Origin of the sequence: Sporosarcina highlanderae, assembly GCF_030433715.1 — a bacterium.
Lineage (GTDB): Bacteria > Bacillota > Bacilli > Bacillales_A > Planococcaceae > Sporosarcina > Sporosarcina highlanderae.
This window is the reverse complement of the sequence record NZ_JAROCC010000006.1, coordinates 124,445-148,278: the sequence shown is the minus strand read 5'-3', so window position 1 is coordinate 148,278 and position 23,834 is coordinate 124,445. Positions and strand designations below refer to the sequence as shown.

The following is a 23,834-nucleotide window of genomic DNA, read 5'->3' as shown; positions in this document are numbered from 1 at the left end:
AATTGAATTTTCTATGTCACAATTTATCTTCCGGGTACATCCCGCTCCTCAACAAACACATGTATATCATGCCCGTACTTTTCATTGATTTCAGAAGCCTTTTCCTCCGCATCTTCCTTGTTCTTGTATAATCCTACTTCCAGATAAAACTCGCTTTCCCATGTGGAAAATAAAATTCCGCTTTCACGAAGTACGCGAAGCCCTTTTTCATTAAACAAATATTCCTCGTAATAAGGAATATCACCGCCGAATAAATGTGAAGTAGTCCGTACGGTGTATAGTTTTGTTGCTGTTGGTTCCTCTTCTGCAGAAACGCTGACTACAAGTTGTGCGGGATTTGCATATTCCTCACCCAAGATTATTACTGGCCCTTTAAAAACAATTGTAAATCGAATTGCAGAATCATCATGTGTGACAAGCCAATAGGCATCTTCAACCAAATCACTATTCTTTAAATTAATAAATTCATTAGCATCGAAAGCTCTTGCGCCGTGTATCGTAAAGGTCATCGTATATGGACTTTCTTGATATTTAATTTTATATACGGGGGCTAAAAGTTGAAATTCTTCTTCTTCCCCTCTCTGCGTGAAATGGATGCCAATATGCTCCATACCATTTTCTTTTTCAACTGAAATCGTTTTGACATTAACGTTATCTGTAATCGTTCCGCCGGATGCCAATCCATACTCAAATGAAAACGTCTTAACCGGATTTCCAGTAACTGAAGTGACGTCGCTTTTGGCGCTACTGGCGATAAAATTAGCCTTACTATTTAGTTCCAAGGACGATGTTTCACCCCCAAAATCAACAGCTTTTACTATATGTCCCAAAACAGGAGTATCCGATATGCTAGAAGCAAAGCTTGGAATTGTATTAACTGCCGCAATGAATAGAATGATAGTTGCCAATAGCCAAGTAATAAAAGGAAAGCTTTCATTACTTTTTTTCTTTTTCATTTATTTCCTCCTCTTTTTTAGTTCAATTTTCCGAATTCGTTGTTATCTATATCCTATCATTCAACCAAGAAAAATAGAGCGTATAATTAAAATATATTTTTAACTATGGAAGGATAAGATGATTTGCAAGATGAATATAGTAGAGAGGCGCTACGATGCTTACAAGGGGAGAATGAAATGAGATTGTCAGAAATTCATCCGTTTTTTTATCATGCTCGGATTGAGCAAAAGAGGTTTTTTCGTTTCATTACAAATTGGAGGGATAGGAAACAGTTTTCAAGGAGGAAAGAAGACACTAATTTTTTATTCACATGCAAAAAACATCAATCACTCTTAAGAAGAAGGTTAGGGGATAGTGATCCAATTCTACAGGAGAATAAAATCGTCAACTTAGGAATTGCTGCAAGTAAAATTGATGGCGTGCTTATTCAACCTGACGAAGTATTTTCATTTTGGGGATTGGTCGGAAGAGCTACTAAGAAAAGGGGCTATATCGAAGGCATGCAACTTTCAAGAGGGGAAGTGAAAACCGGAATTGGCGGAGGTATTTGTCAGTTGGCGAACCTTCTCTATTGGATGGTGCTACATACGCCGATGACTGTAAGCGAGCGGCATCATCATAGCTTTGATCCATTTCCCGATGAGGGTAGGGTCCTTCCATTTGGGAGCGGTGCAAGCGTTTTTTATAATTATGTAGATTTACGTTTTATAAATACTACTCCATACACATTTCAAATACGTGTATGGCTTACAGATCGACATCTTAAAGGCGCAATTTTCGTTAATGAAGAAATGATGCATAGTTACCATTTAGAAGAAAGAGATCATCAATTTTATCAGCAAAAAGGAAAAAAATTCAGGAAGAATGAGATATGGCGGCGGACCATAGATAAACGAACCGGAGATTGTATATGTGAAGAGCTTCTTATAAAAAATAATTCGGAAGTGAAGTACGAGGTAAATGAAAGGGAGTTAGTGACAAATAGTTAAAAGTTAGGCGATACCGCCTAACTTTTGTGCTGACTAATCATTGAATTGAAGCAATGATTCCTTCTTCACGATCCAATAATAACTTAATGCTTGCTGCATAAGGATCTTCATTTAAAACTTCTTTAATATAGAAGCGGATCGATTGAATTATGTCGAATGAGCCGATTTCGTATTTTCGGTCAAAAAATTCTACTTCGGCGGAGAAGCCTTCATCATCATCGTATATCAGTTCAACCTCAACATTTTCCGGTAAGACATTTTCATGTTTCCATGCTTGGTCAATACAGATCGCATTAACAATATCTTGTTCGGACATCATTAATTCCGCCATGGATTTACATCCTCTTTTTCTTTCTTCGCTTTAAGCAGTACAAATATCTTCCGTATTAGACTAATGATAAATACGATTGCTAACATATTGATCATTAACCCTAAAATTGAACCCAACATTCCCATATTGGCGAATAGGCTACCGAAAAGTAGACCTGCAAGGCCACCGATGAACAATCCTCGCATAAGTCCACCCGAGAAGAAACCACCTTTCGGAGTTGTGTTTTGTGAGGATTTTGTAAATGATGTGTTATCTTCTTGTTTTTTCTTCTCCACTTTTGGTTGATTGTTAATGTTGTTTTGTGGATTTGTGTTAAAGTTCTTTTTTCCTGACTTATACCTTTTCGCTTCAACAGTCGTTGCATGATCATTTAACACAAGGCTGCCGATAGGTGACATAACAATCGTCAAGGCAATCAGTGCAGATAAGATTTTCTTCATTTCCATTTCCCTCCAGTAAGCTGTAAAAAACTAAGATGTTCCTAAAATAGTATAATTGAAATCAATAATAAACTATAATAATTTGCCTTATCGTTACTGGTTTCGGCGATATTTATGAAACAAGTCGATTGGAATGAATAATCCGACCTTGCCATGCACTTGATGATCCAGAGTTGCGAAAACAACTCCAATCACTTCACCGTCATCATTAATAACCGGACTACCACTATTTCCGCGATAAACTGGCGCTTTAATTATACTAACTTCTTCCGTCCAATTCTTTAATAAAATTGGGGTTAAGATTATCCCTTGATTTGCGATTCCTTTAAAGCTAAGAGGATTCCCAATAAAAGTGATTGGATCATTTTCTTCCATTACAACATCCTTTGCGACCGAAAGTGAAGGGAGGTCATTGCCATTAATTTCAAGTACGGCTAAATCAATCTCTGGGTAAGCCTCCAAAACAGTTGCATTGTAGCGACCATCCTCAGGAAAAACAACTGTAATATAACTATCGTTTTCAATAACATGATAATTAGTTACTATTGTCCCGTTCTCTGATATCGAGAACCCTGTCCCTTTGCCGCTCTCAGTCGAAACGACAACTACCGACTTTTTATAGGCAGCAATATTTTTCTGTTGTGAAAGCTTTGCAGATGTCAATAGGAAATCAATCGCTGGAATCGAAAACATTTGAAATAGACCAACGAACGTACTAAGCGCTAACGTAATGGCCATCAACCAAATAAACCATTTTGGTATACGTTTTTTTGGGGATGGAACATCTTCGGATGACTTCAGCAAAGCTTCCTGTTGAGCTTCTAATACAAGTTCATTTATCTCCTCTTCACTCATTTGTTCAAACTGCTCATCCGTTTCATGGTAATCAATAATATCTTCCTTTTTAGTCAATTAGCAATCACTTCCCTGTTAGTTTGGATCTTTCTATTATTATAACAAGGAATCGTTACTATCACGATCCGGTCACATTTTGCTTCAATATTCCATATGTATAAAGGGGAAAGGGGAGAGTAGTTTGGTTTCTATGACACCTATAATAATCGGCGGTCATCAATTTACAGCGGTGACTGTACGATTACCTAAGACAACATTATTAACTGTTTCAAACGATAAGGGATACATCATGTGTGGCGCTCTCGATGTTGCTTTACTTAATAACGTCTTGGTTGATCGTAAAATAATCGCGGGAAGGGCTGTCGGCGTTAAAACAATTGAGCAATTATTAAAAGCTCCACTTGAATCAGTTACAAAAGAAGCGGAAACATTAGGAATACACGTAGGAATGATTGGTGAAGAAGCATTACTGAAAATGTTGTAAAGAAAAAGCATCGAATCGGGAGTTCCCGCTTCGATGCTTTTTCAACATTATTTATTAACGGTTATTATTGTTGTTGTTGTTGTTGTTTCTGTTATTGCGGTTGTTCTGATTTCTGTCATTGTTGTTTCTGTTGTTGTCTTGATTGTTTACATCGAAGAAATCTTGACCGAATTCAGTGTTGTTGTTCCTGTTATTTTGATTTCGGTCGTTTTGGTTATTCCTGTTGTTATTATTGTTTCTGTTTTGTCGATTGTCTGGCATATGAGACATCTCCTTTAATTTTTGTTAAGTGAAATGTTCACCTACAAAATGTATGATGTCCAAATTCTGATAATATATCCGCTTTGTTAAATATGAAAAAAATCACCATCCTATCTGGATGGTGATTCCGTCATATGTAAAGGACAAGCCGCTTTTGCCGTATTGGGTCATAGAAAGTTTTAAACCACCACTCCTCAAAGTGGGTGTTCGCAGAAACTATCCTGTCCGTCCCGATTAATGATGAATCGGGCATACCATTCCTGTTTCAATGTAAAACTCCCTTTTACAGCTTAAAGGTTAAAACTTAATGTGAATACGCACAACGCAGCCTGTGAAATCATCTTACATGACTTTTTGAAACAGGGCAATGAAAATAACTTTTAGTTTCAAAATGGAAATACCGCCGTTTGCATTTTCCTCTATAGGGAAAGATAAATGTTAGCGAAGGGAAGTGTGAACTATGAATCGTGTATTTTTATTACTTGCATTTATAGGAGTCCCATTGGTGTTAATAGGTTCATCCGTGAATTGGCCTGCAATTCCAATTTTTTTATTGAGCTGTGTTAGCATCATTGCACTCTCAGGATTTATTGGCAGGGCAACGGAAAGTCTTGCAATCGTGAGTGGTCCAAGAGTAGGTGGTTTACTGAATGCGACTTTTGGAAATGCAGTCGAATTGATCATTTCCATTTTCACTTTGAAAGCGGGTCTAATCGGAATTGTTCTTGCATCGCTGACAGGATCTGTACTTGGAAACCTTTTGCTTGTCTTAGGTTTTTCATTTTTTGCAGGAGGGATTAAATTTAAAACGCAAAATTTCAGCATACATGACGCCCGATATAATTCGGGGTTGTTGATATTTGCAGTTATTGTAGCGTTTGTTATCCCGGAAATCTTCTCACAGAAGATGACTCTTCAAAACACGGTCACATTAAGCGTAGGCGTGTCGATCATCTTAATCGCATTGTATCTTTCAGGGCTGTTTTTTAAACTTGTGACACATAGAGGGGTTTTCGCATCGTCCGATAAATTGACGGAAGAGGAAGATGAGGCTCCCGAATGGTCAAAGAAAAAGTCAATTATAGTTCTTCTTTTGTCTACCGTTGCGGTTGCGTTTGTATCGGAAAAATTAGTGCATACATTCGAAACACTTGGTACAATGTTCGGTTGGACAGAGTTATTCATTGGGGTAATCATCGTCGCAATAGTAGGAAATGCAGCGGAACACTTCTCTGCGATTACGATGGCAATGAAGAACAGGATGGACGTTGCAGTAGAAATAGCTGTTGGCTCTACATTGCAGGTTGCTATGTTCGTGGCACCTATACTTGTCCTTGTTTCTTTACTAATGCCAGTAACGATGCCACTTGTGTTCACCATCCCGGAATTGGTTGCTATGGTGACGGCTACTTTCCTCGTAATTAATTTATGTAACGATGGTGAATCGAATTGGTTTGAAGGGTTAACCTTATTAGCGGCATATTTAATTATTGGAATTGGATTTTATTTCTTATGATATTTCTAATTCGTCAAAGAAAATTAATTTTACTGCAATAGTATATTTTTGGATTGATTTTCATTTTTGAAGTATTTTTTATTTTAAATATTACTGTTTATTACCTTTTGTTATCTTTGTAGGTAAAATGAATTAACCTCACTTAGCATTGTTATAGCAATGTTTAAAAGGTGGATTTAGTATGTGGATTGATCTTTGTATTGTATTTTAGGAAAATACTAAGGTTAAAAACAGTTTTACTTAATTTGCTTTTGTTGTATAATAATTAGGTGTTAATTCTTCAGACAATTACAAAAGGAGGTCATCATCTTGAAGAGAAACAAACTGCTATTACTGTTGGCCCTTTCTTTAATCCTCAGTGCCGTTCTTGCGGCTTGTGGTGGCAAAGACACAAACAATACCAACAGAGGCAATAATGCAACTGGGCAAAATGAAGGAAACGGCGAGCCTGATGCGGAACAAGTACTTAACTTGATAGAAGGGGCGGCAATTCCTTCCGTAGACTCCGCGATTGTTGAAGATCAAGTTGGATTCAACGTATTGAATAACGTAAATGAAGGCCTATACCGATTGAATTTGGATAATGTTGCTGAACCTGCTATGGCAGCGGAAGAAGCAGAAGTAAGTGAAGACGGTCTTACTTACACATTCACACTTCGAGATGCAAACTGGTCTGATGGTACACCAGTAACGGCTCATGACTTTGTATTCGCTTGGCAACGTGCTATCGATCCTGATACTGGATCGCCATATGGTCCGTTCATGATGTCAGGTGTTTTGAAAAATGCAACTGCAATCAGTGAAGGGAAAATGGACAAGTCGGAACTTGGCGTCGTTGCTGAAGATGACAAAACACTGGTTGTTACACTCGAACGTCCAGTACCTTATTTCTTATCACTAATGTCATTTGGAACATTTTATCCGCAAAAAGAAGAATTTGTAAAAGCTAAAGGCGATGCGTATGCAACGAATTCCGATAATCTTCTTTACAACGGTCCGTTCATCTTAACTGAGTGGGATGGTACAGGAGACAGCTGGGTTTACAAGAAAAATGAACATTATTGGGATGCGGATACCGTTAAACTTGAAACAATCAATGTTGATGTTGTTAAGGACGCTGCAACAGCAGTGAAATTGTACAACGATGGTAAAAAAGACCGCGCCGGTGTATCCGGAGATTTGGCACTTCAATATGCAGGACATGCAGAAGCTGTACATCAACCCCAAACTTCAATTTTCTTTATGAAGTTTAATCAAGAAAAAGATGGTAAGCAAACACCACTTGCAAACATCAATATCCGGAAAGCAATTGCTAAATCCTTCCAAAAAGAAGATTTGGCTGATGTAGTTCTTGCAAATGGATCATCCGCTGCAAACTTCATCGTTCCAAAAGATTTTGCTTTTGACGAAAATGGAAACGATTTCCGTGATATTAACGGTGACCTTTTAGTGTACGATGCTGATGAAGCGAAAGACTATTGGCAAAAAGGTTTGGATGAGCTTGGTGTTACAGAATTGGAACTTGAAATCCTTGGTGGGGATAGTGAACTTTCCAAGAAAATGGATGAATATTTCAAAGCTCAACTAGAAGGAAACCTTAAAGGATTGAAAATCAAATTGAAAGAAGTGCCGTTTGCAGTTCGGTTGGAACTTGAAGGAAGACAAGATTATGATATTGAAGTTTCTGGATGGGGACCTGACTTCCAGGATCCGATTTCTTTCTTGGATCTATTCGTCACTAATGGTACAAACAACTTGATGTCTTATTCAAACCCTGAATACGATGCGTTGATTGCGGCTTCAAAAGCTGAACTTGCTTTGGATCCTGCTGCTCGTTACGAAGCATTTGCAAAAGCGGAGAAACTCCTTTTAGAAGAAGATGCTGCTATAGCACCAATTTATCAAAAAGGACTTATCCAATTACAAAAGCCGTATTTCAAAGATCTTGGTGTGCATCCATTTGGAGCGGATTATAGTTATAAATGGGCATATATCTCTGGGAAAAACAAGTAATGAAGTAATACAATTTGATATGTCGGAGAGTATATGGACGATTGCGGGTTCATATACTCTCTCTTTTTAATGTGAAACACCAACTACCATAATTTGGAGGTGCAAAATGGTTAAATACATCGGTAAGCGTTTAATATATATGTTCCTCACGATGTTCCTCATTGCGACAGCAACATTTTTCCTTATGCAAACGCTACCAGGTTCACCAATTGCTTCATATAACAAGCTAAATGAATCACAAAGGGCAATCGTGGAGAAAAAATACGGCATCGACAAACCGAAGCCGGTACAGTATGCAATTTATATGAAGAACCTTGCTAAAGGAGACCTTGGAACATCATTCGTCTTTAAAGGGAAAAGTGTCAACGACCTTCTTGTGAATCGTTTTAAACCTTCATTCATTCTTGGGGCACAAGCAATGGTGTTCGGTACTGTTGTAGGGATCTTGTTAGGAATGCTTGCAGCGCTTCGTCAAAATACATTTTGGGATTACGGAAGTACATTCTTTGCGATTTTGGGGATTTCAATCCCTTCCTTTGTCTTCGCATCATTACTTCAATACTGGATCGCCTCCGAATGGCATCTACTGCCGGTTGGTTTATGGAATGATGGGTGGAAATCAAGTATTTTGCCCTCCATTGCATTAGCAATGGGTCCACTTGCGTTGTCTGCAAGATTCATCCGTACTGAAATGATCGAAGTGTTGAACTCGGACTATATTACATTGGCGAAAGCGAAGGGGGCAAACGGATACGAAATAGCCTTCAAGCATGCACTCCGTAATGCTTTAATTCCTTTAGTGACAGTATTGGGACCGGTTGCAGCTGGCCTAATAACAGGATCACTTGTTGTCGAACAAATTTTTGCAATACCTGGTATCGGTGAACAATTCGTTTCTTCTATTATGACGAATGATCATGCTACGATTATGGGAACTACTTTATTCTTCTCGGCATTCCTGATTGTCGTTATTTTCATTGTTGATATTTTATACGGAATCATCGATCCACGAATCCGTCTGTCTGGAGGTAAAAGCTAATGCAACTTGATAAACAACAATTACCGCCGGAAAAATTTGAACGAGTGGTGATCGACACCGATTCGGCTGAACGTATTTCCAAGCCAAGTTTGAGTTTTTGGCAAGATGCTTGGTTGCGTTTGCGTAAAAACAAAGCGGCTATCGTCAGTATGGTTGTCCTTGTTTTATTAGTTTTGATGGCACTTGTAGGACCGCATTTAAATGGTCGCTCGGGAGATGTTCAAAATCTTCGTCACGCTAACTTGCCACCTAAAATTCCTGGTATCGAGAAGTTGGGTATTTTTAATGGTGTTGGCGAACTTGGTGGACAAAAACTTGATCTTTATGAAGTGAAGAAAGTTGACGAATATTATTGGTTCGGTACTGACGGACTAGGACGAGATCTATTTACTCGTCTTTGGGAAGGTACTCAAATCTCATTATTGATCGCTTTCATTGCGGCTTTGATTGATGTTGTAATCGGGGTTGCGTACGGAGGGATTTCCGGCTATTTCGGTGGCCGGACAGATGACGTCATGCAACGGGTAGTCGAAATCCTTATCGGTATTCCAACATTAATTGTCGTAATACTTATGATACTTATTATGGAGCCAGGGATAACAGCGATCATCATTGCTATATCCATTACAGGTTGGATAGGGATGTCCCGTATCGTGCGAGCGCAAATTTTGAAATTCAAAGGCCAAGAATTCGTTCTTGCATCGAGAACTCTAGGGGCAAGCCATAATCGTATTATCACAAAACATTTATTGCCAAATATATTAGGTATCGTCATCATCAATACGATGTTCACAATACCAAGTGCAATCTTCTTTGAAGCGTTCCTAAGCTTTATCGGGATTGGACTACAACCGCCAGCGGCTTCGCTCGGTACATTAATAAATGATGGCTATAAAGTTATGGAATTCCAGCCATACGTACTTTTATTCCCGGCGTTGGTCATAAGCATATTGATGATTGCGTTCAACTTAATCGGTGACGGTTTACGTGATGCGCTTGATCCGAAAATGAAAGATTGATTGGAGGAAAGCGAAGATGGAAAAAATATTACAAGTAATAGACTTGGAGCTTTCTTTCCACACGTTTGCCGGTGAAGTGAAAGCAATCCGAGGAGTAAGCTTTGATTTGCACAAAGGGGAGACGTTGGCAATTGTTGGTGAATCGGGTTCCGGTAAATCGGTAACGACAAAGTCGATCATGCGTTTATTGCCAGAAACAAGCTCTGAATTTAAAAACGGCGAAATCCTTTTTGACGGGAAGGATTTGACAAGCCTACCTGAAAGTGGAATGCAAAAAATCAGAGGGAAAGATATCTCTATGATTTTCCAGGATCCGATGACTTCCCTGAATCCTACAATGCCAATCGGGAAGCAGGTAATGGAACCAATCTTAAAACACCAAAAAGTGAGTAAAGCGAAAGCAAAGGAAGTTGCAATCGAACTATTAAAAATGGTCGGCATTCCGAACGCGGAAGTACGGTATAAAATGTACCCGCACCAGTTTTCTGGCGGACAAAGACAGCGGATCGTCATTGCAATTGCACTTGCATGCAATCCGAAAATACTGATTGCAGATGAACCGACAACTGCACTTGACGTTACAATTCAAGCTCAAATCCTTGAATTAATGAAGGATATTCAAAAGAAAGTCGATACTTCGATTATATTCATCACTCATGATCTTGGTGTTGTCGCAAACGTTGCGGACCGCGTAGCAGTCATGTACGGTGGCCGTATTGTAGAAGTCGGTACAGTCGATGAAATCTTCTATAATCCTCAACATCCTTACACATGGGGACTGTTGAGCTCCATGCCATCGTTAGATCTGGAAGAAGAAAGGTTATATGCGATTCCTGGTACACCTCCAGATCTATTAAATCCACCAGTTGGAGATGCATTCGCACTTCGAAGTGAGTATGCATTGAAGATTGACTTGGAGCAGGCACCTCCAATGTTCCAAGTGAGTGATACACATTATGCGGCAACATGGTTGCTACATCCGAATGCTCCAAAAGTGGAACCACCAGCAACTATCATTGAACGGATGAAGACATTCCGTGGAAGTAGGTATTATGAAGGTACTGATGGAAACTTAGGAGGTGAAGCGTAATGGCAGAGAAATTGCTTGAAGTGAAAAACTTGAAACAATACTTTAATGCCGGAAAACCTTCAGAAGTCAAGGCTATTGATGATATCAGCTTTGACATCTATCGTGGAGAGACGTTCGGTTTAGTCGGTGAATCGGGTTGTGGAAAATCGACAACCGGCCGTACGATCATAAGACTTTATGATGCAACAGATGGAGAGGTTTTATATGATGGTGTTAGTGTTCATGGGAATAAGTCGAAGGCTGATGTAAAGTCCCTTAACCAAAAAATGCAAATGATTTTCCAAGATCCATACGCTTCTTTGAATCCAAGGATGAAAGTTCTCGACATCATCGCTGAAGGTCTTGATATACACGGCCTCGTTAAAAATGCGAAAGAGCGGAAACAAAAGGTTATCGAACTGCTTGAAACAGTAGGATTGAATAAGGAACATGCCGAGCGATATCCACATGAATTCTCAGGCGGTCAACGTCAGCGGATTGGTATTGCCCGCGCGTTGGCTGTAAACCCTGAATTCATCATTGCTGACGAGCCGATTTCAGCATTGGACGTATCAATCCAGGCACAGGTCGTCAACCTCTTGAGAGATTTACAGAAGGAGAAAGGTCTTACATATTTATTCATCGCCCATGATTTATCGATGGTTAAATATATTTCTGACCGAATTGGTGTAATGTATTTTGGTAAGCTTGTCGAAATGGCAACTGCGGAGGAATTATATAAAAATCCAATGCACCCATATACAAAATCTTTGCTTTCCGCAATTCCACTTCCAGATCCAATCTACGAGCGCTCACGTGTCCGAACGCCATATAATCCGGATGACCATAAATACGGACCGGATGAGAAAGTGGAGTTCCGCGAAGTCGCTCCTAAGCACTTCGTGTTATGTTCGGATAAAGAATTTGAGGAAATGAAGACGCAGTTGAAATAAAAAAGAAAAACCGCCATGCCATCGATTCGATGCAGGCGGTTTTTATTTATATTGAATAGATGAGTAAAGCGACCAACATGAGCAAAATGATTGGAATGCCTAAACGGAAGAAAAAGGATGATTTTACTGTAATTACTTCAGACGGCGGCCTCATTGTCATAATTTCTTCCTGGACGTTTTTTCTATAGAAGACTTTTTTCATGCTTGTCGAAAAAAAATCGAAGAACCCCGATTGAAAAACAAGTACAGCAAGGCCTATGAAAAGTAAAGTTGATCCAATATTGAATGATACATTAATATAATCAATAAGTGTCAGCTTTCTATACAATATAAATAATAATAATAAAATTAATAATTGGCTTACAATAACATTAATTGAAATTCTCTTCATATTCTAACCTCTTTTTTGTTTTTTACATAACTGTTTATTCTTGTATTTTATAGTAAATAAGATAATAAAGCAATTAGATATAAACCTTATTAAATCAACGTTCTTGAATAAAATATTGATAATATAAAAACTTCTAATTACTTTAACATAACATTGTTTCTGAAAAAATCGTAAAAAAGACTTTGACAGAATACGTTTTCACGGTATAATAAAAAGTGTTAATTCTTCAGACAATTACAAAAGGAGGTCAACAACATGAAGAGAAACAAAATGTTATTGCTTTTCGCACTTTCTTTAGTTTTGAGCGTCATTCTTGCTGCTTGTGGCGGTAAAGACAAGACAGAAGATAAAAACGCCGCACCTAACAAAGAGAACGACAAAGCAACAGAACAAGAAGAAGCAGGGGAGCCTGATGCAGAACAAGTACTTAACTTGATCGAATCTGCTGCTATTCCTTCTGTAGACTCTGCTATCGTAGAAGACGCAGTAGGATTCAACGTATTGAATAACGTTAACGAAGGTTTGTACCGTTTGAACTTGGAAAACGTTGCTGAACCTGCTATGGCTGCTGAAGAAGCAGAAGTTAGCGAAGATGGATTGACTTATAAATTCAAACTTCGCGACGCAAAATGGTCTGATGGATCTGAAGTTACTGCGCATGACTTCGTATTTGCATGGCAACGTGCAATCGACCCTGATACTGGATCACCTTATGGTCCATTCATGATGTCAGGTGTTATTAAAAACGCAACAGCAATTAGTGAAGGTGAAATGGACAAGTCGGAATTAGGCATTGTTGCTGAAGACGACAAGACATTGGTTGTTACATTGGAACGTCCAGTGCCATACTTCCTATCACTTATGTCTTTCGGAACATTCTACCCGCAAAAAGAAGAGTTTGTTACAGCTAAAGGCGATGCATATGCAACTAACTCTGATAACCTTCTTTACAACGGTCCATTTGTTCTAACTGAATGGGACGGAACTGGTGATAGCTGGGTTTACAAGAAAAACGAACATTACTGGGATGCAGAAAACGTTAAACTTGAAACAATCAACGTTGACGTTGTAAAAGACTCTGCAACTGCTATCAAGCTTTACAATGACGGTAAGAAAGACCGTGCAGGTGTTTCTGGTGATCTGGCATTACAATACAGTTCACATGCAGAGGCAATCGTACAACCTGAAACTTCTGTATTCTACATGAAGTTTAACCAAGAAAAAGACGGTAAAGAAACACCACTTGCGAATGAAAATATTCGTAGAGCAATTGCTAAGTCTTTTGAAAAACAAGATTTAGCTGATGTAATCCTTGCAAATGGATCAATTCCTGCAAACTTCCTTGTACCAAAAGATTTCGCATTTGACGAGAACGGAAAAGACTTCCGTGATATCGCTGGAGATCACTTGGTTTATAATGCAGAAGAAGCTAAAGATTTCTGGCAAAAAGGTTTGGACGAGCTTGGTGTAACTAACTTGGAACTTGAAATCCTTGGTGGAGACACTGAACTTTCCAAAAAAATGAATGAGTACTTCAAATCTCAACTTGAAGGTAACCTTGAAGGTTTGAAAATCAAATTGAAAGAAGTTCCATTCTCAGTTCGTTTGGAACTAGATACAAACCAACAATATGACATCCAAATTTCTGGATGGGGCCCAGACTTCCAAGACCCGATTACATTCTTGGATCTGTTCGTCACTGACGGTACTAACAACTTGATGTCTTATTCTAACCCTGAATATGATGCATTGATCGCATCTTCAAAAGATGAACTAGCTTTGGATCCTGCTGCTCGTTATGAAGCACTTGCAAAAGCTGAGAAAATTCTTATAGAAGATGACGCAGCAATCGCGCCAATTTACCAACGTGGTTTGCTACAATTGCAAAAACCATACTTTAAAGGTCTTGCAGTACATCCATTCGGAGCTGACTATAGCTACAAGTGGGCTTACATTTCTGGTAAAGAGTAAGAAATTAGATAAGACAATTTAATATGGAAGAGAGTATGTGAATTCAAGTTTGTTCATATACTCTCTCTCTTTTTAGTTGTAGGCAATAATTCGAAAATTTATTGTATTTTCAACTCGAAAAAGCATTGAATAAATTCAATTTGACATAAATGAAAGACCCTAATTTGGAGGTGCGATATGGTTAAATATGTTGGTAAGCGTCTAATATATATGTTCCTTACGATGTTCCTCATTGCGACAGCTACTTTTTTCCTTATGCAAACGCTACCAGGTTCACCAATTGCTTCATATAACAAGCTAAATGAATCACAAAGAGCAATAGTAGAGAAGAAATATGGCATCGACAAACCGAAGCCGGTTCAATATGCAATCTATATGAAGAACTTGGCACAAGGGGATTTAGGTACATCATTCGTCTTTAAAGGGAAAAGTGTAAACGATCTTCTTGCAAGTCGTTTTAAACCTTCATTTATACTTGGAGCGCAGGCGATGGTGTTCGGTACAATTATTGGTATCTTGTTAGGGATAATTGCTGCCCTCCGGCAGAACACATTCTGGGATTACGGAAGTACATTCTTTGCGATATTGGGGATATCGATCCCGTCCTTCGTATTTGCATCTTTACTGCAATATTGGGTTGCTTCAGAATGGCACTTACTCCCTGTAGGATTGTGGAATGATGGATGGAAATCCAGTATCTTACCTTCCATCGCGTTAGCTATGGGACCACTTGCATTGTCTGCAAGATTTATCCGTACAGAAATGATTGAAGTATTAAGCTCGGACTATATTACTTTAGCAAAAGCTAAAGGTGCAAATGGGTTCGAAATTGCATTCAAACATGCGCTTCGTAATGCATTGATTCCTTTAGTTACAGTATTGGGACCGGTTGCAGCGGGTCTTGTTACAGGATCGCTTGTTGTGGAGCAAATTTTCGCAATCCCAGGTATCGGTGAGCAATTCGTTTCTTCTATTATGTCGAATGATCACGCGACAATTATGGGAACAACTTTATTCTTCTCTGCATTCCTGATTGTCGTTATTTTCATCGTTGATATTCTTTACGGAATCATTGATCCAAGAATCCGTCTGTCTGGAGGTAAAAACTAATGCAACTTGATAAACAACAATTACCGCCGGAAAAATTTGAACGAGTGGTGATCGATAACGATTCAGCTGAACGTATTACGAAACCAAGTTTAAGTTTTTGGCAAGATGCTTGGTTGCGTTTGCGTAAAAACAAAGCTGCTATCGTCAGTATGGTTGTCCTTGTTTTATTAGTTTTGATGGCACTTGTAGGACCGCATTTAAATGGTCGTTCGGGAGATGTTCAAAATCTTCGTCACGCTAACTTGCCACCTAAAATTCCTGGTATCGAGAAGTTGGGTATTTTTAATGGTGTTGGCGAACTTGGTGGACAAAAACTTGATCTTTATGAAGTGAAGAAAGTTGACGAATATTATTGGTTCGGTACTGACGGACTAGGACGAGATCTATTTACTCGTCTTTGGGAAGGTACTCAAATCTCATTATTGATCGCTTTCATTGCGGCTTTGATCGATGTTGTAATCGGGGTTGCCTACGGAGGTATTTCCGGCTATTTCGGAGGACGTACAGATGACGTCATGCAACGGGTAGTCGAAATCCTTATCGGTATTCCAACATTAATTGTCGTAATACTTATGATACTTATTATGGAGCCAGGGATAACAGCGATCATCATCGCCATATCCATTACAGGTTGGATAGGGATGTCCCGTATCGTACGTGCGCAAATTTTGAAATTCAAAGGTCAAGAATTCGTTCTTGCATCAAGGACCTTAGGGGCAAGCCATAATCGTATTATCACAAAACATCTATTGCCAAACATATTAGGTATCGTCATCATTAATACGATGTTCACAATTCCAAGTGCGATTTTCTTTGAGGCTTTCCTAAGCTTTATCGGGATTGGACTTCAACCGCCAGCAGCTTCGCTTGGTACATTAATCAACGATGGATACAAAGTTATGGAATTCCAACCATACGTACTTTTATTCCCGGCGTTGGTCATAAGCATATTGATGATTGCGTTCAACTTGATCGGTGACGGTTTGCGGGATGCACTCGATCCGAAAATGAAAGATTGATAGGAGGAAAGCCGAGATGGAAAAAATATTGCAAGTAAAAGACTTGGAGCTTTCCTTCCACACGTTCGCCGGTGAAGTGAAAGCAATCCGTGGTGTAAGCTTTGACCTGAAAAAAGGAGAGACATTGGCGATTGTTGGTGAGTCGGGTTCCGGTAAATCCGTAACAACAAAGTCAATCATGAGATTACTTCCCGAATCAAGCTCAGAGTTTAAAAATGGACAAATTTTATTCGATAATAAGGATTTAACAAAGCTTCCTGAAAGAGACATGCAGAAAATCAGAGGGAAAGAAATTTCAATGATTTTCCAAGATCCGATGACATCGTTAAACCCGACGATGCCAATTGGAAAGCAAGTAATGGAACCAATTTTAAAACACCAAAAAGTGAGTAAAGCGAAAGCGAAGGAAGTCACAATTGAACTATTGAAAATGGTCGGCATTCCGAACGCGGAAGTACGTTATAAAATGTACCCACACCAGTTTTCTGGCGGGCAAAGACAGCGGATCGTCATTGCGATTGCTCTTGCATGTAATCCAAAAGTATTAATCGCAGACGAACCAACAACTGCACTTGATGTTACGATACAAGCTCAAATCTTAGAGTTAATGAAGGATATTCAGAAGAAGGTTGATACTTCAATCATTTTCATTACGCATGACCTTGGAGTTGTCGCAAATGTTGCGGATCGCGTAGCTGTCATGTATGGAGGACGTATTGTAGAAGTCGGTACAGTCGATGAAATCTTCTATAATCCTCAACATCCTTACACATGGGGACTGTTGAGCTCCATGCCATCGTTGGATCTGGAAGAAGAAAGGTTATATGCGATTCCTGGTACACCTCCAGATCTATTAAATCCACCCGTTGGAGATGCATTTGCGCTTCGAAGTGAATATGCATTGAAGATTGACTTGGAGCAGGCACCGCCAATGTTCCAAGTGAGTGATACGCATTACGCGGCAACATGGTTGCTTCATCCGAATGCCCCAAAAGTGGAGCCGCCAGCATCGATCATTGAACGAATGAAAACTTTCCCGGGAAGCAGATATTATGAAACTAAAGGAGGTAATGTGTGATGGCAGAGAAATTGCTTGAAGTGAAAAACTTGAAACAATACTTTAATGCCGGAAAACCTTCGGAAGTTAAGGCAATTGATAATATCAGTTTTGATATTTACCGCGGTGAAACATTCGGTTTAGTTGGTGAATCAGGTTGTGGGAAATCGACAACCGGCCGTACGATTATCCGGCTTTACGATGCGACTGATGGAGAAGTACTCTATGACGGGGTAAGCGTCCACGGCAATAAGTCAAAAGCCGAAGTAAAATCACTCAATCAGAAAATGCAAATGATTTTCCAAGATCCATACGCTTCTTTGAATCCAAGGATGAAAGTTCTTGACATCATCGCTGAAGGTCTTGATATACACGGCCTCGTTAAAAATGCGAAAGAGCGGAAACAAAAGGTTATCGAACTGCTTGAAACAGTAGGATTGAATAAGGAACATGCCGAGCGATATCCACATGAATTCTCAGGCGGTCAACGTCAGCGGATTGGTATTGCCCGCGCATTGGCTGTAAATCCTGAATTCATCATTGCTGACGAGCCTATTTCAGCATTGGACGTTTCTATTCAAGCGCAGGTCGTCAACCTCTTGAGGGATTTACAGAAGGAGAAAGGTCTTACATATTTATTCATCGCCCATGATTTATCGATGGTTAAATATATTTCGGACCGGATCGGGGTAATGTATTTCGGGAAGCTTGTTGAAATGGCGACTGCGGAAGAATTATATAAAAATCCAATGCACCCATATACAAAATCACTACTTTCCGCAATTCCACTTCCGGATCCAATCTATGAACGCTCACGTGTACGGACACCATATAATCCGAATGACCATAAATATGGACCGGATGAGAAAGTGGAATTCCGCGAAGTCACACCTGATCATTTCGTATTATGTTCAGATAAAGAGTTCGCACAAATGAAGAAAGAAATAAAGTAAAACAAAGCCGCCCTTGTCAATTGACGAAGGCGGCTTTTTGTTTTGTTATACAGCAATATGGCTTTTTTATGGCGTAAACCTATTCCGAATTTCGCATTCTTTGCAACAGGCGTATTCGTCCATGTGAACTATTCACGGGACAGCTTTTCTATACGAAAATTATCCGTTCTGGATGGGTGTAGAGATTAAATGATTCTCCCCGGATAAAGCCTACTGTTGTAATTCCTAATTCTTCGGCAAGTTCCAAGGCGAGTTCGGTAGGTGCTGATTTTGATAAGACGATTTCACAGCCGATTTTAGCTACTTTTAATAGGATCTCCGAAGAAATTCGACCGCTGAATGCAATCACCTTTCCTTCAACAGGGATATTATTTCTTAGACAGTGGCCAAAAATTTTATCGAGCGCATTATGTCTTCCGATGTCCATCCTTGAAAGTATTATCCCATTAGGATCACAAAGGGCAGCATTATGAACGCCACCTGTGTGTCGGAACATATCGGCAGCAAGCTCCATTTCTTCCATTAAAGAAAAGCATTGTTCCGGTGTGATTTGTACATTTACAGACGTCATTTCTTTAGCTGTCAGTGCATCATGTGCAAAGACAAAGGCTTGTCTGCTCATTCCGCAACAAGAAGTGATATACCTTTTGTTCAACATTTTTTCGTAAAAAGGAAAGTGTTGCTCAGTTCTTATATGAACAATGCCTGTCTCTTCTTGCATCCAAATCTCTTGGACAGATTCGAATCTCGGGATGACGCCTTCAGATACAAGGAATCCAACTACCATATCCTCAACGTATTCTGGTGTGCAGACGATTGTCATAAATTCTTTTCCATTGATACGGATTGTTATCGGACGTTCAACTGCTATAGAATCTATTTTTTCTTCTATTTGTCCTTTCGAAAAACGGATAACCTTCCGTTTATGAAGTTGTTTCACCTAACAAGCCTCCCTGAAACTGTACTAAATTAAAATGTATACATCTATAATACTATTAATATGGACAAAAAGTTAACCGAATAATGATAAATGACAGATTAGGACACGTTGTATAATAATTTTCTTTAATCTATACTATAACTAATAGACTTGGAGAAATTTTTTTGTGCGAAAAAGGAGGCGCTTACATTGTCAATTAAGATTAATGGGATAGCATATCCATACACGGATGGCATGACCGTACTGCAAGTGATCAATGAATTGAAAATCGACCATCCGCAAATTTGTTATTTACCCGAAGTGGATCCAATCGAGACTTGTGATACCTGTATCGTAGAAATAAACGGCCGTCTCGTACGTGCTTGCTCAACAAAAGCAGAATATGGGATGGACGTACAGTTATCTTCAACACGTGCCAAAGAAGCGCAAACAGAAGCGATGGATAGAATCCTTGAAAACCATCTATTATATTGCACAGTTTGTGATAACAACAATGGAAACTGCAAAATACATAACACTGTCGACATGATGGGGATCGAGGAACAGAAGTACCCATACGAGCCGAAATGCACAAAAGACAGTGTGGATTTCACACATCCATTTTATCGATATGATCCAAACCAATGCATCGCATGCGGACAATGTGTGGAAGCCTGTCAAAATTTACAGGTAAATGAAACGCTGAGTATCGATTGGGAACGAGACCGGCCAATTGTACTATGGGATGGCGGAGCTAAAATCAATGAATCTTCGTGTGTTGGCTGCGGTCATTGCGTAACCGTTTGCCCTTGTAATGCATTGATGGAAAAATCGATGTTAGGTGAAGCTGGATTTATGACGGACATGAAAGAGGAAGTTTTAGAACCGATGATCGACCTTGTGAAAAATATAGAGCCGGGCTATAGCGGCATCATGGCGATTTCAGACGCGGAAGCCGCAATGCGGGATACACGGACGAAAAAGACGAAAACGGTTTGTACGTTCTGCGGAGTAGGCTGTTCTTTCGAAGTATGGACGAAGGATCGTAAAATCCTGAAAATCCAACCGGTGTCCGATGCGCCAGTCAACGCAATCTCGACATGCGTAAAAGGGAAGTTCGGGTGGGATTTTGTAAATAGCGAAGAACGGTTAACAAAACCGCTTATCCGAAAAGGGGAAACATTCGTAGAAGCGACGTGGAAAGAGGCATTGGATTTGGTCGCTGATCGTTTGGGATCAATCCATAAGCAACATGGAAAAGACAGTGTCGGTGTCATTTCTTCATCGAAAATTACGAACGAAGAGAATTACTTGATACAAAAGCTCGCAAGGCAAGTCTTCAAGACTAATAACGTCGATAACTGCTCTCGCTATTGTCAATCACCAGCGACTGACGGTTTGTTCAGGACTGTTGGTATGGGCGGTGATGCGGGAACTATTAAGGATATTGCGAAAGCTGGCCTTGTTATCATCATCGGCGCGAATCCAGCTGAGGGCCATCCAGTTCTTGCGACACGAGTGAAACGTGCTCACAAATTGCATGGTCAAAAACTGATCGTTGCTGATTTGCGTAAGCATGAAATGGCGGAACGCTCGGATATATTCATTAGTCCGAAGCAGGGGACAGACCAAGTGTGGCTAATGGCAGTAACAAAATATATGATTGACCAAGGTTGGCATGATGCTGCGTTCATTAAAGAAAATGTCCATCATTTTGATGATTTTAAAGAAGTTTTGAAAAAATATACGCTTGAGTACGCTCAACATGTAACTGGTGTTTCGAAAGAGAAACTAATCCGGACAGCTGAAATGATTCGGGATGCAGACGGAACATGTATTTTATGGGGGATGGGCGTTACCCAAAATACGGGCGGATCAGATACTTCCGCAGCGATTTCAAATCTGCTTCTGGCAACTGGCAATTACCGTAGACCGGGTGCGGGGGCATATCCATTAAGGGGTCATAACAACGTCCAAGGGGCCTGTGATATGGGAACGCTTCCCGGCTGGTTGCCAGGATATCAGCATGTTACGGATAATACGGCCCGTGAAAAATTCGAACAGGCTTATGGAGTTCAAATTGACGACAAGCCAGGAATGGATAATATTCAAATGCTTCATGCAGTTGATGATGGCATCATGAAAGCGATGTATATTGTTGGGGAAGATATGGCCTTGGTTGATTCCAACTCAAACTACGTGCATGATGTCCTGTCGAAACTCGATTTTCTAGTCGTCCAAGATATTTTCTTTTCACGGACTGCGCGCTATGCGGATGTCATACTGCCGGCTGTACCTTCATTAGAGAAAGAAGGAACTTTTACGAACACGGAAAGACGTGTGCAACGCCTGTACAAAGCATTACCCGAATTGGGTGATTCGAAGGCGGATTGGTGGATTGTCCAGGAAATCGCAACACGATTGGGGTCGAATTGGAACTTTGCCGGACCAAGAGAAATCTTCGCGGAAATGGCAAGCTTATCGCCTTTGTTCAGTCAAGCTGATTACAGCAATATGGAAAACTGGGATAGCTTCTTATGGGGCAGTCACGATGGGTCCAGCACGCCATTACTATACGTGAACGGATTCAATTTCCCGGATGGCAAAGCAAGATTTGCGCTATCGGATTGGGTGGAACCTGTTGAATACCCTGCAGAGTTCGATTTGCATATAAATAATGGCCGAATCCTTGAACACTTCCATGAAGGAAATATGACGAATAAATCCGATGGTATCCAGTCGAAAGTACCGGAAATATTTGTAGAAGTATCTCCGGAACTGGCTAGAGAAAGAGGGGTCGTAAGTGGCTCGCTTGTTCGACTCGTATCCCCGCATGGAGCATTAAGATTGCCTGTTTTAGTAACAGACCGAGTAAAAGGAAATGAGTTGTTCCTACCGATGAACTCTGTTAAAAAAGAATCCGCCATCAACTTCCTAACAGGTCCAGCGGTCGATCAAAGGACGAATACACCTGCTTATAAGCAAACGAAAGTGCGCATGGAAGTTTTGCGGAGGGACGGCGAAAATCCATTGCCAGCCAACAATCACCGGAATAAAAAGAGGTATCCTCAAGACGGTGTGGAAGTTGAACGGAAATGGGCGCGCTTTGGCTATGTGCATCTGACAGATCAACCGGAGAAAGGGTGACTAAAATGGCGGCACCAATTACATCCATTCAAAGAAAGCAACTGACGCCGGAAGAACAACAGCAAGAAAAATTGATTGAACTACAAACGTTGATTGCTGAACAGCAGCAATCGTTGAATAAAATCCTTGAACTTACTGCTGAATTGGATAAAGCAGGAGTACTTGATGCAGTGAATGCGATGGTGAAAGCGAAGGATGATTTGATGGGAATCGCTGTGAATCAAGCATCCCGAGAACCGATGACGAATCTGATCAATAATCTATTGAATGGGGCGGGGCTTCTGACGTCAATCAACCCGGAAGTTACCGAGAGTTTGAAAAATAGTATCGCAAAGGGGATTTCAGAGGCAGAGTTATACAAAGGGAATGGAAATAAAGTATCCATCCTTCAAGTGATGACCGCTTTAAATGATCCTCATATTAATCGTGCAGTGAAATATGGAATGGATTTTCTTAAGGGGATGGGCAAGGGATTGGATGGGTCATGAGTGGAGAGGCGAACGCTCGTTTATCTATGAAACCGCTCGTTATTCTCACATACGCTCATTTACAAGTTATTAATCTCTCTAAATAGTTGAAACTATCTTAGTGCCGATACGTATCTATACTATAGAAACGAAGTAGGAGATAGAGAGAGGGATATTATGGTGAATATTGAAGAGGAAAGAAATGTTGAGCCGAAACTAAATCCTTGGACTTCCGTTTGGGTTCATCCAAGAAAGACAGTCCGATATGTTATTGAAAACAAACCGAATAGTTTTATTTTAGTGATTGCCATGTTAGCTGGGCTTGTCCATATCCTTGATCAGGCAATGAGCAATGATCTTGGAGATATATGGGGTTTAGGTACTATCCTTTTGGTGTCATTGATCGCTGGGCCGCTCTTAGGACTAATTGGTTTATACGTCGGATCCGGCATACATTATATGTTTTCAATGATGTTCGGAGGAACGGGTACTTTTTCAGAGACAAGAACTGCCTACGCAGTTTCTGCCATAATTTTGGTTGTTGGCGGAGTTATATGGGTTCCGGATCTATTAATTTTAGGGCAAGGCAATTTTATGAGTGACTACGATTTTTCGATTGGTCAATTTGCTTGGCTTTTCATTTCAACGATTGGTAATCTGACTGTCGGGGTTTGGTCGTTAGTCGCCCTAATTGCCGCACTGTCAGAAGTTCATAGATTTTCTGTATGGAAGGCCGTCATAGTTGTTTTGTTGCCAATAATCATCTTAGTTGTTGTCTTAATTATATTTCTTGCATTGACTTTACCATTCTTTTAATGAGACTTGCATTGCTTTTCATTGCAATGCAAGTTTTCCTATTCTCAAAATAGCAGTC

23 protein-coding genes and 1 other RNA gene are annotated in these 23,834 nt (G+C 40.0%); 17 read left to right on the top strand and 7 right to left on the bottom strand.

Going from position 1 to position 23,834, the window contains the following annotated elements; translation table 11 throughout:
* Positions 1–23 precede the first annotated feature (23 nt).
* Positions 24–956: a hypothetical protein gene (locus P5G49_RS09555; protein ID WP_301243399.1), complete on the bottom strand. Its 933-nt coding sequence runs from the start codon at positions 954–956 to the stop codon at positions 24–26.
* Positions 957–1,133: 177 nt separating this feature from the next.
* Between P5G49_RS09555 and P5G49_RS09550 the strand changes: the two genes are divergently transcribed.
* Positions 1,134–1,946 carry a VanW family protein gene (locus P5G49_RS09550; RefSeq protein ID WP_301243397.1) on the top strand — a complete coding sequence of 271 codons (813 nt, stop codon included), beginning with the start codon at positions 1,134–1,136 and terminating at the stop codon, positions 1,944–1,946.
* A 37-nt stretch (positions 1,947–1,983) separates the two neighbouring features.
* Here P5G49_RS09550 and P5G49_RS09545 read toward each other — a convergent pair whose 3' ends face one another.
* The 3 genes from P5G49_RS09545 to P5G49_RS09535 form a co-directional block, all read right to left on the bottom strand.
* Positions 1,984–2,277: a DUF2653 family protein gene (locus P5G49_RS09545; RefSeq protein WP_301243395.1), complete on the bottom strand. Its 294-nt coding sequence runs from the start codon at positions 2,275–2,277 to the stop codon at positions 1,984–1,986.
* A complete protein-coding gene (locus P5G49_RS09540) occupies positions 2,265–2,717 on the bottom strand; it encodes a hypothetical protein (RefSeq protein WP_301243393.1) in 453 nt (150 codons plus the stop codon). Before P5G49_RS09540 ends, P5G49_RS09545 begins: the two co-directional genes overlap by 13 nt.
* A 93-nt stretch (positions 2,718–2,810) precedes the next feature.
* Entirely contained in the window at positions 2,811–3,629 is an 819-nt protein-coding gene (locus P5G49_RS09535; RefSeq protein ID WP_301243391.1) for a S1C family serine protease, read from the bottom strand.
* Positions 3,630–3,753: 124 nt separating this feature from the next.
* On the opposite strand from P5G49_RS09535, the gene P5G49_RS09530 reads away from it, so the two are divergent.
* Both P5G49_RS09530 and P5G49_RS09525 read left to right on the top strand, forming a co-directional pair.
* Positions 3,754–4,056, top strand: a complete 303-nt coding sequence (locus tag P5G49_RS09530; protein ID WP_301243389.1) for a YunC family protein — start codon at positions 3,754–3,756, stop codon at positions 4,054–4,056.
* Between the two features lie 33 nt (positions 4,057–4,089).
* Positions 4,090–4,335 (top strand): hypothetical protein, encoded by a 246-nt coding sequence (locus P5G49_RS09525; RefSeq protein ID WP_301243387.1) that lies wholly within the window; start codon positions 4,090–4,092, stop codon positions 4,333–4,335.
* 123 nt (positions 4,336–4,458) lie between these two features.
* Here the strand turns inward: P5G49_RS09525 and ssrS are convergent.
* A non-coding RNA gene (gene ssrS / locus P5G49_RS09520) (6S RNA) lies at positions 4,459–4,651 on the bottom strand.
* 126 nt (positions 4,652–4,777) lie between these two features.
* On the opposite strand from ssrS, the gene cax reads away from it, so the two are divergent.
* From cax to P5G49_RS09490, 6 genes are all read left to right on the top strand, one after another.
* On the top strand, positions 4,778–5,833 hold the full coding sequence (gene cax / locus P5G49_RS09515) for a calcium/proton exchanger (RefSeq protein WP_301243385.1): 1,056 nt from the start codon (positions 4,778–4,780) through the stop codon (positions 5,831–5,833).
* Between the two features lie 309 nt (positions 5,834–6,142).
* Entirely contained in the window at positions 6,143–7,846 is a 1,704-nt protein-coding gene (locus P5G49_RS09510; RefSeq protein WP_301243383.1) for a peptide ABC transporter substrate-binding protein, read from the top strand.
* Between the two features lie 106 nt (positions 7,847–7,952).
* Positions 7,953–8,885 carry an oligopeptide ABC transporter permease gene (opp3b, locus tag P5G49_RS09505; protein WP_301243381.1) on the top strand — a complete coding sequence of 311 codons (933 nt, stop codon included), beginning with the start codon at positions 7,953–7,955 and terminating at the stop codon, positions 8,883–8,885.
* On the top strand, positions 8,885–9,904 hold the full coding sequence (gene opp3C, locus P5G49_RS09500; RefSeq protein WP_301243379.1) for an oligopeptide ABC transporter permease: 1,020 nt from the start codon (positions 8,885–8,887) through the stop codon (positions 9,902–9,904). Before opp3b (P5G49_RS09505) ends, opp3C (P5G49_RS09500) begins: the two co-directional genes overlap by 1 nt.
* A gap of 16 nt (positions 9,905–9,920) precedes the next feature.
* A complete protein-coding gene (locus P5G49_RS09495; RefSeq protein WP_301243377.1) occupies positions 9,921–10,994 on the top strand; it encodes an ABC transporter ATP-binding protein in 1,074 nt (357 codons plus the stop codon).
* Positions 10,994–11,926 (top strand): ABC transporter ATP-binding protein, encoded by a 933-nt coding sequence (locus P5G49_RS09490; RefSeq protein ID WP_301243375.1) that lies wholly within the window; start codon positions 10,994–10,996, stop codon positions 11,924–11,926. Before P5G49_RS09495 ends, P5G49_RS09490 begins: the two co-directional genes overlap by 1 nt.
* Positions 11,927–11,972: 46 nt before the next feature.
* Here the strand turns inward: P5G49_RS09490 and P5G49_RS09485 are convergent, their stop codons facing one another.
* On the bottom strand, positions 11,973–12,317 hold the full coding sequence (locus P5G49_RS09485; protein WP_301243373.1) for a DUF3899 domain-containing protein: 345 nt from the start codon (positions 12,315–12,317) through the stop codon (positions 11,973–11,975).
* A 255-nt stretch (positions 12,318–12,572) separates the two neighbouring features.
* Between P5G49_RS09485 and P5G49_RS09480 the strand changes: the two genes are divergently transcribed.
* From P5G49_RS09480 to P5G49_RS09460, 5 genes are all read left to right on the top strand, one after another.
* Entirely contained in the window at positions 12,573–14,288 is a 1,716-nt protein-coding gene (locus P5G49_RS09480) for a peptide ABC transporter substrate-binding protein (protein ID WP_301243371.1), read from the top strand.
* A 177-nt stretch (positions 14,289–14,465) separates the two neighbouring features.
* Positions 14,466–15,398 (top strand): oligopeptide ABC transporter permease, encoded by a 933-nt coding sequence (opp3b, locus tag P5G49_RS09475; RefSeq protein WP_301243369.1) that lies wholly within the window; start codon positions 14,466–14,468, stop codon positions 15,396–15,398.
* Entirely contained in the window at positions 15,398–16,417 is a 1,020-nt protein-coding gene (opp3C, locus tag P5G49_RS09470) for an oligopeptide ABC transporter permease (RefSeq protein ID WP_301243367.1), read from the top strand. The genes opp3b (P5G49_RS09475) and opp3C (P5G49_RS09470) overlap by 1 nt, the downstream gene beginning before the upstream one ends.
* A gap of 16 nt (positions 16,418–16,433) precedes the next feature.
* Positions 16,434–17,495: an ABC transporter ATP-binding protein gene (locus P5G49_RS09465; RefSeq protein WP_301243365.1), complete on the top strand. Its 1,062-nt coding sequence runs from the start codon at positions 16,434–16,436 to the stop codon at positions 17,493–17,495.
* Positions 17,495–18,427 (top strand): ABC transporter ATP-binding protein, encoded by a 933-nt coding sequence (locus tag P5G49_RS09460; RefSeq protein WP_301243363.1) that lies wholly within the window; start codon positions 17,495–17,497, stop codon positions 18,425–18,427. Before P5G49_RS09465 ends, P5G49_RS09460 begins: the two co-directional genes overlap by 1 nt.
* Before the next feature lie 148 nt (positions 18,428–18,575).
* On the opposite strand, the gene fdhD is transcribed toward P5G49_RS09460, so the two are convergent.
* Entirely contained in the window at positions 18,576–19,367 is a 792-nt protein-coding gene (fdhD, locus tag P5G49_RS09455) for a formate dehydrogenase accessory sulfurtransferase FdhD (RefSeq protein ID WP_301243361.1), read from the bottom strand.
* Between the two features lie 195 nt (positions 19,368–19,562).
* Here fdhD and fdhF point away from each other — a divergent pair, with 195 nt between their 5' ends.
* The 3 genes from fdhF (at position 19,563) to P5G49_RS09440 (ending at position 23,776) form a co-directional block, all read left to right on the top strand.
* Entirely contained in the window at positions 19,563–22,493 is a 2,931-nt protein-coding gene (gene fdhF / locus P5G49_RS09450) for a formate dehydrogenase subunit alpha (RefSeq protein ID WP_435877203.1), read from the top strand.
* 5 nt (positions 22,494–22,498) lie between these two features.
* Positions 22,499–22,981: a helical membrane plugin domain-containing protein gene (locus tag P5G49_RS09445; RefSeq protein ID WP_301243358.1), complete on the top strand. Its 483-nt coding sequence runs from the start codon at positions 22,499–22,501 to the stop codon at positions 22,979–22,981.
* A 156-nt stretch (positions 22,982–23,137) separates the two neighbouring features.
* On the top strand, positions 23,138–23,776 hold the full coding sequence (locus P5G49_RS09440; RefSeq protein ID WP_301243356.1) for a Yip1 family protein: 639 nt from the start codon (positions 23,138–23,140) through the stop codon (positions 23,774–23,776).
* Positions 23,777–23,834: the final 58 nt, after the last annotated feature.

What these genes read in the sequence shown, in the direction of transcription:
- P5G49_RS09555 (WP_301243399.1), bottom strand. Translation starts at nt 956, where the DNA reads ATGAAAAAGAAAAAAAGTAATGAAAGCTTTCCTTTTATTACTTGGCTA.
- P5G49_RS09550 (WP_301243397.1), top strand. Translation starts at nt 1,134, where the DNA reads ATGAGATTGTCAGAAATTCATCCGTTTTTTTATCATGCTCGGATTGAG.
- P5G49_RS09545 (WP_301243395.1), bottom strand. Translation starts at nt 2,277, where the DNA reads ATGGCGGAATTAATGATGTCCGAACAAGATATTGTTAATGCGATCTGT.
- P5G49_RS09540 (WP_301243393.1), bottom strand. Translation starts at nt 2,717, where the DNA reads ATGAAGAAAATCTTATCTGCACTGATTGCCTTGACGATTGTTATGTCA.
- P5G49_RS09525 (WP_301243387.1), top strand. Translation starts at nt 4,090, where the DNA reads ATGCTTTTTCAACATTATTTATTAACGGTTATTATTGTTGTTGTTGTT.
- cax (WP_301243385.1), top strand. Translation starts at nt 4,778, where the DNA reads ATGAATCGTGTATTTTTATTACTTGCATTTATAGGAGTCCCATTGGTG.
- opp3b (WP_301243381.1), top strand. Translation starts at nt 7,953, where the DNA reads ATGGTTAAATACATCGGTAAGCGTTTAATATATATGTTCCTCACGATG.
- opp3C (WP_301243379.1), top strand. Translation starts at nt 8,885, where the DNA reads ATGCAACTTGATAAACAACAATTACCGCCGGAAAAATTTGAACGAGTG.
- P5G49_RS09495 (WP_301243377.1), top strand. Translation starts at nt 9,921, where the DNA reads ATGGAAAAAATATTACAAGTAATAGACTTGGAGCTTTCTTTCCACACG.
- P5G49_RS09490 (WP_301243375.1), top strand. Translation starts at nt 10,994, where the DNA reads ATGGCAGAGAAATTGCTTGAAGTGAAAAACTTGAAACAATACTTTAAT.
- P5G49_RS09485 (WP_301243373.1), bottom strand. Translation starts at nt 12,317, where the DNA reads ATGAAGAGAATTTCAATTAATGTTATTGTAAGCCAATTATTAATTTTA.
- P5G49_RS09480 (WP_301243371.1), top strand. Translation starts at nt 12,573, where the DNA reads ATGAAGAGAAACAAAATGTTATTGCTTTTCGCACTTTCTTTAGTTTTG.
- opp3b (WP_301243369.1), top strand. Translation starts at nt 14,466, where the DNA reads ATGGTTAAATATGTTGGTAAGCGTCTAATATATATGTTCCTTACGATG.
- opp3C (WP_301243367.1), top strand. Translation starts at nt 15,398, where the DNA reads ATGCAACTTGATAAACAACAATTACCGCCGGAAAAATTTGAACGAGTG.
- P5G49_RS09465 (WP_301243365.1), top strand. Translation starts at nt 16,434, where the DNA reads ATGGAAAAAATATTGCAAGTAAAAGACTTGGAGCTTTCCTTCCACACG.
- P5G49_RS09460 (WP_301243363.1), top strand. Translation starts at nt 17,495, where the DNA reads ATGGCAGAGAAATTGCTTGAAGTGAAAAACTTGAAACAATACTTTAAT.
- P5G49_RS09445 (WP_301243358.1), top strand. Translation starts at nt 22,499, where the DNA reads ATGGCGGCACCAATTACATCCATTCAAAGAAAGCAACTGACGCCGGAA.
- P5G49_RS09440 (WP_301243356.1), top strand. Translation starts at nt 23,138, where the DNA reads ATGGTGAATATTGAAGAGGAAAGAAATGTTGAGCCGAAACTAAATCCT.